The 8,583-nt window shown below is 73.8% G+C and carries 9 protein-coding genes; 8 read left to right on the top strand and 1 reads right to left on the bottom strand.

The window, feature by feature from the left end:
- From ABZV94_RS38305 to ABZV94_RS38285, 5 genes are all read left to right on the top strand, one after another.
- Positions 1 to 430 (top strand): thioesterase domain-containing protein (locus ABZV94_RS38305; protein WP_356349127.1); only part of this gene is annotated, 430 nt, incomplete at its 5' end.
- Positions 427 to 1,266 (top strand): AfsR/SARP family transcriptional regulator, encoded by an 840-nt coding sequence (locus tag ABZV94_RS38300; protein WP_356349125.1) that lies wholly within the window; start codon positions 427 to 429, stop codon positions 1,264 to 1,266. The genes ABZV94_RS38305 and ABZV94_RS38300, both read left to right, overlap by 4 nt.
- Positions 1,267 to 1,463: 197 nt before the next feature.
- Complete coding sequence (locus ABZV94_RS38295; RefSeq protein ID WP_356349123.1) at positions 1,464 to 2,738, top strand: beta-ketoacyl-[acyl-carrier-protein] synthase family protein; 1,275 nt, start codon at positions 1,464 to 1,466, stop codon at positions 2,736 to 2,738.
- Positions 2,738 to 3,997 (top strand): ketosynthase chain-length factor, encoded by a 1,260-nt coding sequence (locus tag ABZV94_RS38290; protein ID WP_356349121.1) that lies wholly within the window; start codon positions 2,738 to 2,740, stop codon positions 3,995 to 3,997. Before ABZV94_RS38295 ends, ABZV94_RS38290 begins: the two co-directional genes overlap by 1 nt.
- Before the next feature lie 67 nt (positions 3,998 to 4,064).
- Positions 4,065 to 4,325 carry an acyl carrier protein gene (locus tag ABZV94_RS38285; protein WP_356349118.1) on the top strand — a complete coding sequence of 87 codons (261 nt, stop codon included), beginning with the start codon at positions 4,065 to 4,067 and terminating at the stop codon, positions 4,323 to 4,325.
- A 91-nt stretch (positions 4,326 to 4,416) separates the two neighbouring features.
- Here ABZV94_RS38285 and ABZV94_RS38280 read toward each other — a convergent pair whose 3' ends face one another.
- Entirely contained in the window at positions 4,417 to 4,860 is a 444-nt protein-coding gene (locus tag ABZV94_RS38280) for a nuclear transport factor 2 family protein (protein ID WP_356349117.1), read from the bottom strand.
- Positions 4,861 to 5,082: 222 nt separating this feature from the next.
- Between ABZV94_RS38280 and ABZV94_RS38275 the strand changes: the two genes are divergently transcribed.
- The 3 genes from ABZV94_RS38275 to ABZV94_RS38265 are packed head-to-tail and all read left to right on the top strand — an operon-like array spanning position 5,083 to position 8,524.
- Positions 5,083 to 5,865, top strand: coding sequence for an SDR family NAD(P)-dependent oxidoreductase (locus ABZV94_RS38275; RefSeq protein ID WP_356349115.1), 783 nt, complete (start codon positions 5,083 to 5,085; stop codon positions 5,863 to 5,865).
- Between the two features lie 48 nt (positions 5,866 to 5,913).
- Complete coding sequence (locus tag ABZV94_RS38270; protein ID WP_356349112.1) at positions 5,914 to 6,894, top strand: aromatase/cyclase; 981 nt, start codon at positions 5,914 to 5,916, stop codon at positions 6,892 to 6,894.
- Entirely contained in the window at positions 6,887 to 8,524 is a 1,638-nt protein-coding gene (locus ABZV94_RS38265) for a class I adenylate-forming enzyme family protein (protein WP_356349110.1), read from the top strand. The genes ABZV94_RS38270 and ABZV94_RS38265 overlap by 8 nt, the downstream gene beginning before the upstream one ends.
- Positions 8,525 to 8,583: the final 59 nt, after the last annotated feature.

Here is an 8,583-nt window from a genome sequence, read left to right as displayed (position 1 = left end):
GGCGCCGCCGCTGACGGCCGACGCGGACGACCGCCGGCTCGTGGCCGCGCTGGACCGGCTGGGCGGCATGCCCGCGGAACTCCTCGGCCGTACCGGGGTGCTGCGCCGGGCGCTGGACCTGATCCGTGACGATCTGCGGCTGGGCCAGAGCCTGCGCGCGGTGCGGCACGAACCGCTGACGGTGCCGCTGTACGCCTTCGCGGGCGACCGGGACCCGGTGGCCGGACCGGCCGTCATGCGCGGCTGGTCCCGGTACACCGTGGGCCCGTTCGGCTGCCGGGGCGTGTCCGCGGGCCACTTCTTCCACTCCGACCCCGACTTCCTCGCTCTGCTCCGCACTCATCTCGCGCGGCTGCTCACCGGCTCCCCGCGCGCGTTCCCGGAACCATCCACGGACCATCCATCCACGGACCACAGGGAGGCGCAATGACGGACATCAGTGTGCTCGGATCGCTGACGGTGACCCACGAGGGCCGGTCGATCGTGCCCACGGCGGCCAAGCCCCGCAAAGTACTCGCTCTCCTGGCGCTGCGGCCGGACCAGGCGGTGTCGGTGCCGGCCTTCCTGGAGGAGCTGTGGGAACACCGCCCGCCGCGCAGCGCCCTGACCACGCTCCAGACGTACATCCTGCGGCTGCGGCACCTCATCGACGGCGCGGAGCGGGGCCGTTCGGGCGGCGGCGCGAGTTCGAGCCCGCAGTCCCGGGAGGTGCTGGCCACCTGGGGCAGCGGCTATCTGCTGAGCACGCACGGCGGACGGATCGACATCCAGGAGTTCGAGCAGTTCGCCGCGGCCGGTCACCGGGCGATGGCGGCGGCCGACTACCGGGCGGCCAGCGGCTGCTTCCGCCGGGCCCTCGCGCTGTGGCGGGACGAGGCGCTGGTGGACGTGCAGGCCGGGCCGCTGCTCAGCACCGCGATACGCCACCTGGAGGAGCAGCGGCTGAGCGTGCTGAGCCAGCGGGTCGAGGCGGACCTGCGGCTCGGCCGGCACCAGGAGCTGCTCAGCGATCTGGCCAGCCTGTGCGCCCAGTATCCGCTCCACGAGGGGTTCCAGGCGCAGTACATGCTGGCGCTGTGCCGGGCCGGCCGCCGCAGCGACGCCCTGCTGACCTTCCAGCGGCTGCGCAGCCGCATCCGCGAGGAGCTGGCGATGGACCCGTCCCCGGCCCTGCACCGGCTCCAGCAGGCGATCCTCAACGGCGACGCCGGGCTGGACCTGCCGGAGCAGCCGGTGCCGGAGTCGGCCCTGCGCATGGCGGGCTGATGGGGCCCGGTCAGCCGGTCCTCGAGCCGACGTCGAGACGCGGTTGTCACCTTCGGTCTGCACGACGCCGTACCGAAAGACCGGACGGCCCACGAGCTGACACAGGGAGAGAAGGCAATGGCACACACTGCAGCCGGTCGTCCCGGCCGGCGCTGGAACCCGCCGGACGGCGAGCCCGGGTCCGCTGGGGGTCGGCGATGACGCGGCGGGTCGTCGTCACCGGCATCGGCGTGGTCGCTCCCGGCGGGATCGGAACGAAGGACTTCTGGTCGCTGATCACCGAGGGGCGCACCGCGACCCGCACGGTGTCCCTGTTCGACGCGTCGGCCTTCCGGTCCCGGGTGGCCGCGGAGGTGGACTTCGACCCGGTCGCGCACGGCCTGACCCCCCAGGAGAGCCGACGACTGGACCGGGCCGCGCAGTTCGCTCTGGTCAGCGCCCGTGAGGCGGTGGCGGACAGCGGGCTCGCCGAGGCCCTGGACCCCGTGCGCACCGGCGTCTCCATCGGCAGCGCCGTCGGCTGCACCATGAGCCTGGACGCGGAGTACGGGGTGGTCAGCAACGGCGGCCGGGACTGGCTGGTCGACCACACCTACGCGGTGCCGCACCTGTACGAGTACCTGGTGCCCAGCTCCCTGGCGGCCGAAGTGGCCGGGGACGTCGGGGCCCGGGGCCCGGCCGCGGTGATCTCCACCGGCTGCACCTCGGGCCTCGACTCCCTCGGCCACGCCGTGGAGCTGATCCGGGAGGGCGCGGCCGACGTGATGATCGCGGGCGCGGCGGAGGCCCCGATCTCCCCCATCACCCTGGCCTGTTTCGACGCGATCAAGGCGACGACACCGCGCAACGACGACCCGGAGCACGCCTCCCGGCCGTTCGACCGCACGCGCAACGGCTTCGTCCTGGGTGAGGGCTCGGCGGTGCTCGTCCTGGAGGAGATGGAGCACGCCCGGCGTCGCGGCGCCGAGGCGTACGCGGAGATCTCGGGGTACGCCTCCCGCTGCAACGCGTACCACATGACGGGGCTGCGCCCCGACGGCAAGGAGATGGCCGAGGCGATCCGGGTGGCCCTGGACGAGGCCCGGCTGCCGGGGGACGCGGTGGACTACATCAACGCGCACGGCTCCGGCACCAAGCAGAACGACCGGCACGAGACGGCGGCCTTCAAACTCAGTCTGGGGGACCATGCCCGCCGGACCCCGATCAGCTCGATCAAGTCGATGATCGGCCACTCGCTCGGCGCGATCGGCTCCCTGGAGGTGGCCGCCAGCGCGCTGGCCGTCGCCTCCGGTGTCATCCCGCCCACGGCCAACCTGCGCGAACCGGACCCGGAGTGCGACCTGGACTACACGCCGCTGACGGCACGGGAGGGGCGGTACGACACCGTGCTCAGCGTCGGCAGCGGGTTCGGGGGCTTCCAGAGCGCCATGGTGCTCACCCGGCCGCGGCTGGACGAGAAGGGCGGGGCGTGATGGCGAGCCCGACCACCGCCACGCAGCACCGCCCCGCCGGTGCGCCGTACCGCGCGGGCGCCGCCGTGGTCACCGGCATCGGGGTGGCCGCGCCGAACGGGCTGGGACGCGACGCCTGGTGGGCGGCCACGCTGCGGGGCAGCAGCGGCATCGGGCCGCTGACCCGTTTCGACCCGTCCCCGTATCCGGTGCGGCTGGCCGGTGAGGTCCCGGGTTTCGACGCGCGGGAGCACATCCCCAGCCGGCTGCTGCCGCAGACCGACCACATGACACGGCTGGCCCTGACCGCCGCCGCGGAAGCGGCCGACGAGTCCGGCCTGGATCCCGAGAAGCTGCCCGAGTACGCGATCGGGGTGGTCACGGCGGCCTCCGCCGGAGGGTTCGAGTTCGGGCAGCGGGAGTTGCAGGCCCTGTGGAGCAAGGGTGGTGCGCACGTCAGCGCGTACCAGTCCTTCGCCTGGTTCTACGCGGTGAACACGGGCCAGATCTCGATCCGCCATGGGCTGCGGGGGCCCAGCGGCGTGGTCGTCACCGACCAGGCCGGCGGTCTCGACGCGGTCGCCCAGGCCCGTCGGCACCTGCGCAAGGGGGTGCGGGCGGTCGTCACCGGCGGTGTGGACGGTTCGCTGTGCCCCTGGGGCTGGGCCGCGCATCTGGCGGGCGGCCGGATGAGCACGGAGCCGGATCCGCGGCTGGCCTACCGGCCGTTCCACCCCGACGCGAGCGGCGAGGTCGTCGGTGAGGGAGGTGCCATCCTCGTCCTGGAGGACGAGGCGTCGGCCCGGGCGCGGGGCGTCCGCGGCTACGGCGAAGTGGCGGGCTGTGCGGCCGCGTTCGACCCGGACACCGGCCCGTCGGGGCTGGTGCGCGCGGCCCGGACGGCCCTGCGGCAGGCGGAACTGGACCCCGCGGACGTGGACGTCGTGTTCGCCGACGCGGCGGGACTGCCCGACGCCGACCGCGCCGAGGCCGACGCCCTCACCGAGCTGTTCGGGGCGGGCGGGGTGGCCGTGACCGCGCCGAAGACGATGACGGGCCGCCTCCAGGCCGGCGGGGCCGCGCTCGATCTCGCCGCCGCGCTGCTGACCTTGAGGCACCAGGTCATCCCGCCGACCGTCCATGTGGGGGCCGGAGCGCACGACCCCCGGCTCGACCTCGTCTGTGACACCCCGCGCCCCGGGCGGCTGCGTGCCGCGCTGGTCCTGGCGCGCGGTCACGGCGGGTTCCACGCGGCCACGGTGGTCCGCGTACCGCACTGACCCCGTTCACCCTGTGCGTCCGTCAGCCGAAGGCCTGTGCGTCCTTCAGCCGAAGAAAGGAAACCCCATGTCTCCGTTCTCCCGCTCCGACCTCGTCCGGCTCCTGCGCGAGAGCGCCGGTGAGGCGGAACCCGGGCTCCTGGACGGCGACGTCCTCGACGTCGTCTTCTCCGACCTCGGGTACGACTCGGTCGCCGTGCTCCAGCTGATCGGCCTGATCGAACGCGAGCGAGGCATCCAGCTCGCCGACGAGACGGTCTCCGAGGCGCAGACGCCCCGCGCCCTGCTGGAGGTCGTGAACGCCGTGGCGGGCACGGCCGCCGCCTGACCCCCGGTACGCCGAAGGCCCACCGTCCTCGCGGACGGTGGGCCTTCGCCCTGCCCGCCGGCTGCCGCCGGGCGGGACGGAGCGGGATCCCTCAGACGAGGTCGTCCCGGGTCACCGTGCGGTAGCCGACGACCCAGCCGTCCTCGGTCCGCTCGAGTTCGTCCTCGCAGAGGGTGCTCAGCCGCAGCACCGCCTGCCCGCCGCGCGGGATCTCGAAGACCAGGGCGTAGCAGCGCGCCCGTACCTTGGTGCCGTCCCGGCCGTCGACGGCCACCATGCCGAGCCAGTGGCGACGCCGGACGCCGGCGGCGGCGAGCTGCTCGTGCGCCGCGCGCGCCGCCGCCGTGATGGCCTCCCGGCCCTTGGTGGGCTCGGGATGTGCGTTGGCGGCGAACACCCCCTCGGGGGAGAAGGTGGCCGCCCATTCACCGACCCGGCCGTCGTCGAGCAGCTGCATCTGCCGGGCGTAGAACTGCTGGATCTCGTGGTAGGTGTCGGAGCCGACACCGGCCTGGGGCTGTTCCGTCACTGTCATGGGTCATCCCTTCGCATGAGTCCCTGCCGGCCCGGCGGCACGGCACCGCCCGCCACCGTCGGTGATCCGCCTCGCGACCGGGTCCAGGAACGGTGGGGCGTCGCGCCGGGGGTCGATCCCCTCTCCAGGCGTCTGCGAGCCGGTTCGGTGACCCTCGCCGTCGACGCGTCGCCCCCCTGGGGGGCCAGAGGGCGTCATCCGGACCGACCAGCGGAGGACAGCGTGAGCGAGCAGCGGAAAGTGGCTCTGGTGACCGGTGGCACCAGCGGGATCGGACTCGCCGTGGCCCGGCAGCTCGGCAGTATGGGCTGCCGGGTGTTCCTGTGTGCGCGCAGTGCCGACGATGTCGCGCGCACCGTCAAGTCGCTGACCGACGAGGGCCTGGAGGTGGACGGCACCACCGCGGACGTGCGCAGCGCGGAGGAGGTCCGCGACCTGGTGTCGGCGGCGACCGCCCGCTTCGGCCCGGTCGACGTCCTCGTCAACAACGCCGGGCGCAGCGGGGGCGGGGTCACGGCCGACATCAGCGACGAGCTGTGGTACGACGTGATCGACACCAATCTGCACAGTGTCTTCCTGATGACCCGGGAGACGCTGCGGCAGGGCGACCTCGCCGGGCGCGGCTGGGGGCGGATCATCAACATCGCCTCCACCGGCGGCAAGCAGGGTGTGGTGCTGGGCGCCCCCTACTCGGCGTCGAAGCACGCCGTCGTCGGCTTCACCAAGGCGCTCGGCCTGGAACTCGCGAAGACGGGCGTGACCGTGAACGCGGTCTGCCCCGGCTACGTCGAGACGCCGATGGCCCAGCGGGTGCGCGAGGGCTACGCGGCGGCCTACTCCACCACCGCCGACGAGATCCTCGAACGCTTCCAGAACAAGATCCCGCTCGGCCGGTACTCCACCCCCGAGGAGGTGGCCGGCATGGTCGGCTACCTGGTGTCCGACAGCGCGGCCTCGATCACCGCGCAGGCCATCAACGTCTGCGGTGGCCTGGGCAATTACTGATCCCGCGTGGCGAGAACCCCCATCGCACCGACCTTCCGGAGGACCCTGATGGCCCAGACCGACCAGCGGCGGCTCGCGGACACGGCCGAGCCCGCCGTCCACCACACCTCGCACACCGTTCTCGTCCAGGCACCGCCCGAGGCGGTGTACGCGATCGTCTCGGACGTGGCGCAGTGGCCGCTGCGGTTCGTCCCCAACGTCCATGTCGAGCATCTGGAACGGACCGCCACCACCGAGCGCATCCGGATCTGGGCCACCGCCAACGGTGAGGTCCGCACCTGGATCTCGCGCCGTGAACTGGACCCGGTCGCCCACCGGGTGGTGTTCCGTCAGGAGGTGTCCTCGCCTCCCGTGGCCGCCATGCGGGGTGAGTGGATCATCACGCCGGCCGGTGACGGCGCCTCGCACCTGGAGCTGACCCACGACTTCCAGGCGGTGGACGACGACCCCGCCGGCGTCGAGTGGATCACCCGGGCGACCGACCGCAACAGCGCGGCCGAACTGGACGCCGTCCGCGAGCTGGCCGAGGGATACGCCCGGCTCGGCGAGCTGGAGCTGACCTTCGAGGACTCGGTGCACGTCGACGGTGCCTCCGACGACGTCTTCGACTTCCTCTACCAGGCGCAGGAGTGGCCCGCCCGGCTGCCGCACGTCGACCGGCTGGAGCTGACGGAGGACGTGCCCGGTATCCAGGTCATGGCCATGGACACGCGCACCGCGGACGGTTCGGTGCACACCACGCGGTCCATACGCGTCGCGCTGGGCCGGGAACGCATCGTGTACAAGCAGACGGAGGTGCCGGCCCTGATGACGGCCCACACCGGGGAGTGGTCCCTGGTGCCGGCCGGTGACGGTGTCCTGGTGACCTCGCGGCACAGTGTGACGATCCGGCCCGACGCCGTGCCCGGCGTGCTCGGCGAGAACGCGACGGTGGCGGACGCCCGGGCCTTCGTGCAGCGGGCCCTGAGCACCAACAGCACGGCCACACTGCGCCATGCCCGGGCGTACGCGGAGGCCCGCCGTGGCTGAGCCGTCGCCGGACCGGCCGGCCGCCGCCGGGGCGCCCCTGGACGAGTCCGGGCTGCCGCGCACCCTGGACGGGCTGCTGTCCCGGGCCGCCGCCGCGCGTCCCGGGCACCCCGCCGTCGTCAGCGACGACCGGGTCGTCACCTTCGCCGCACTGGACGCCTCGGCGAGCGCGCTCGCCGGTGTGCTGGGCACCAGGCTGGCGGGCCGCGGCCAGGTGGTGGCGGTCGCCTCCGTCCTGGACGCGGACTTCACCGTCGCCTACTTCGGTGTGGCGCGCAGCGGGCATGTGGCCGCGGTGGTCAACCCGCTGCTGCGGGAGGACGACCTGGTCCATGTGCTCGGCGTGTCCGGAGCGCGTGCGGCCTTCGTCGACGCCGGCCTGTACCCGCGCCTCGCCGCCGTACGGGACCGGCTGCCGGAACTGGAGCACGTGTTCCTGCTCGGCCCGGCCGGGCCGGAGCCCGGGGCGGCCGGACCCCTCCCCGCGCATCTGGCGGAGCTGCTCGCCGCCGCCGGTCCGGCCGCGCGGCCGGCCGCGCCCGCCCCCGACGACGTGGTCTGCCTGCACTTCACCAGCGGGACGACCGGCCGCCCGAAGGCCGTGCGGCTGACCCACCGCAATCTCGTGGTGAACGCCCACCAGATCGCGGTGGCGCACGCGCTGGACGGCGCCTCGGTGACCGTCAACCATCTGCCCACGTACCACCCCATGCACCAGAACTCGGCCGTTCACGCGCTGGCGACACAGGTGCTGTGCACCTCGCCGGATCCCGCGGCCCCGGTCCCGGCCGCGAACCGCCACCGGGCGACGCACCTGTACAGCCTGCCGTTCCGGCTGGCCCGGCTGGCCCGTGACGAGCGGCTGCCCGGCCTGCGGCTCGACACGGTCGCCCACATCGCGTCGGGCGGTTCCGCGCTGGCGCCGGAGGCCGCGACCCGGCTGTCGGAGCACTTCGGGGTCACGGTCTTCCAGGGGTACGGGCTGGCCGAGACCTCCCCGCTCACCCACTCCGACGATCCGCACCGGCCGGTGCCCGGCTCCGTCGGCCGCCCCGTGGCGGGCACGGAGTGCCGGGTGGTGGACGTGGAGAGCCGGCGGGTGCTGCCGGCCGGCGAGACGGGCGAGGTCCAGGTGCGCGGGCCGCAGGTGATGCGCGGCTACCTCGGCGCCCCGGAGGCGAGCGGGGTGGAGCCGGACGGCTGGTTCTCCACCGGGGACGTGGGCCGGATCGCGCCGGACGGCCGCCTGTTCCTGGCCGACCGGCTGAAGGACGTGTTCAAGTACCACAACTGGCTGGTCTCGCCGTCGGAGACGGAACGCGCCCTGCGGCGGCACCCGCTGGTCGCCGACTGTGTCGTCTTCGACCACCCCGAGGGCGACGACGGCGCCGTGGCGCACGCCCTGCTGGTGCTGAACACCGACGAGTCGGCGGACGACTCCGCCGTCGAGGTGTGCCGGCTGGCCAACTCCCGGCTGCCGTACTACCAGCAGGTGCGCTACGCCGAGGTGGTGCCGTCAATCCCCCGCTCGCCGAACGGCAAGGTCCGCCGACGGGATCTGCGGGACCGTCACCTCGCGGCGCCCGGCCGGGCCCTCATGGTGGACGGCACGACGACCGTCCCGGAGTGAGCGTCCGCCACTCCCGCACGCGACACGGCCGCGGGCTTCGGCCCCTCCCGCCCGGGGAG

The sequence above is a fragment of the Streptomyces sp. NPDC004658 genome, from assembly GCF_040609555.1.
Lineage (GTDB): Bacteria > Actinomycetota > Actinomycetes > Streptomycetales > Streptomycetaceae > Streptomyces.
This window is presented reverse-complemented; position numbering and strand designations above follow the sequence as displayed.